This window comes from Brucella pecoris (assembly GCF_006376675.1).
GTDB classification, from domain to species: domain Bacteria; phylum Pseudomonadota; class Alphaproteobacteria; order Rhizobiales; family Rhizobiaceae; genus Brucella; species Brucella pecoris.
This window is the reverse complement of the sequence record NZ_VEWK01000049.1, coordinates 1-1,932: the sequence shown is the minus strand read 5'-3', so window position 1 is coordinate 1,932 and position 1,932 is coordinate 1. Positions and strand designations below refer to the sequence as shown.

The window sequence follows — 1,932 nt, the reverse complement described above, 5'->3', positions numbered from 1 at the left end:
GATCGGGTAGGAGGGCATTTTAGGCCCTCCCCCCACACCACCGTACGTACGGTTCCGTATACGGCGGTTCATGAAGCGTAGTGTAGGCGTCGATGTTCCTTCAGGAACGAGATCAGCCCGAGCTTGGTGAAGTAGGCATTGGGTAAGGCTTCGTGCATGTGCGGGGTTCTTGCATTCCACCATGGTCCCCGGCCATTGCTGGCACTTATCCATGCACGCTCCTTCTTGATGCCCCGTTGCATCAGGTTTCTTGCGCACGCGGCTGGTTTCGCCCATTGCCGCCACAGGGTCGCCCGCAGTTTGCGGTGAACCCATCCATCCAGTTCCTCAAACGTCCCCTTCACATCGGCCAGCTTGAAGTAGGCTGTCCAACCGCGCAGGATCGGCACAAGTTCCTTGATGATGACGTCAATGGCCCGGCCACGCCCAGCCCGGAACTGGGCTTTCAGTTTACCACGAAGACGTTTCACACTTTGTACCGCCACCTTAAGGCGGGGCATACGGTGAGCCGTCATTGAGTAGCCCAGAAAGACCCGGTTACATGGACGATCAACAGCGCTCTTGGTGGCGTTGACCTTCAGCTTCAGCCTCTTTTCAAGGAAGGTGGTGAGCGAAGCCATCACCCGTTGACCGGCACGCATTGACCGCACATAGATATTACAGTCGTCGGCGTAGCGGCAGAAGCGATGTCCGCGCTGTTCCAGTTCCTTGTCCAGATCGTCGAGCAAGACGTTTGATAATAGCGGAGACAGCGGACCGCCCTGCGGCGTTCCCTCGCTTCGCATTGTCGTCATCCCGCCCATCATCAACCCGGCTTGCAGATAGCGGCGGATCAACCGCAGCACCCGTTTGTCGTAAACCTTGCGCGCCACTCGTGCCATCAGCATATCGTGGTTTACCCGGTCGAAGAACTTCTCCAGGTCAAGATCGACCACAACGCGGTAACCGTCGGCCACATGGGACCGCGCGGCAAGGATCGCATCATGGGCACTCCGCTCCGGCCGAAAGCCGAAAGAGGAATTGGAGAAGTCTGGGTCGAAGATCGGCATCAGCACCTGATGTATCGCCTGCTGGATGAGCCGGTCGAGAACCGTGGGAATGCCAAGAAGGCGGTTCCCGCCACCGGGCTTGGGGATTTCAACCCCGCGCACCGGCGCTGGCTCATACCGCCCCGCCAAAAGGTCTTCCCTAATGCGCGGCCAATGCGATACCAGATGCTGCTTCAGGTCGCCAACGCTCATCTTGTCGATGCCCGCCGCTCCCTTGTTCGACACCACCCGGTGTAAGGCCGCCATCATGTTTTCGCGACTGATGATCATTTCCATCAGTTGCATCGCTGCCTTCGGTTGTGAGGTGGACGGTCCTGCCGTGACGTTCGATGCGCCCAAGGCATCCTCTCGCGGCTTCCGGCCACTACCTTCCGCATGGGCATGGGGAATTTCGGCCCCATTGTCTGCATCTGCTGTCGTCATCGAAAGACCGTTCTCCATCCGACACTTCATGTTCAACCCTTCACCAGATGGTCCCGGCTACTACGGCATCTGCTGACTTCTGCCGCCCTGTCCCGTCGCTTCTCAGCCGCGGTAGCACACCGTTGCCGGTGGCGAGGCAACAGACCTCCCGAGGTAAGACGCGTGACCTTCATGCCATATACCTGTCGCATCTACAGCCGCATCATCCAGGTGAATATCGGGCTTTGGGTAAATGGGCCCCCTTGCCCTGATGCGACTGCCTCTTATGCGCTTCCTGTTCGTCAGGCCGGCACTTTGCTTACAGCTTCCTTCAGACCCCGCCTCACGACGACGCCCTTGCTGTTCGGCTAACGGTTCCCATCACCAGGGCCCGTAGAGGACTTTCACCTCCAAGTCATCGACCGGATACCATCCCGGTCAAACGGTGATTGCGCACCACGCGCCATGCTCGGCGCACCCA

General features: G+C 59.0%; 1 protein-coding gene. It reads right to left on the bottom strand.

The genetic code is table 11. The features are described 5' to 3' along the window. Positions 1–68: 68 nt before the first annotated feature. Positions 69–1,472 carry a group II intron reverse transcriptase/maturase gene (ltrA, locus tag FIB18_RS24585; protein ID WP_139975403.1) on the bottom strand — a complete coding sequence of 468 codons (1,404 nt, stop codon included), beginning with the start codon at positions 1,470–1,472 and terminating at the stop codon, positions 69–71. Positions 1,473–1,932: the final 460 nt, after the last annotated feature.

What these genes read in the sequence shown, in the direction of transcription:
- ltrA (WP_139975403.1), bottom strand. Translation starts at nt 1,472, where the DNA reads ATGACGACAGCAGATGCAGACAATGGGGCCGAAATTCCCCATGCCCAT.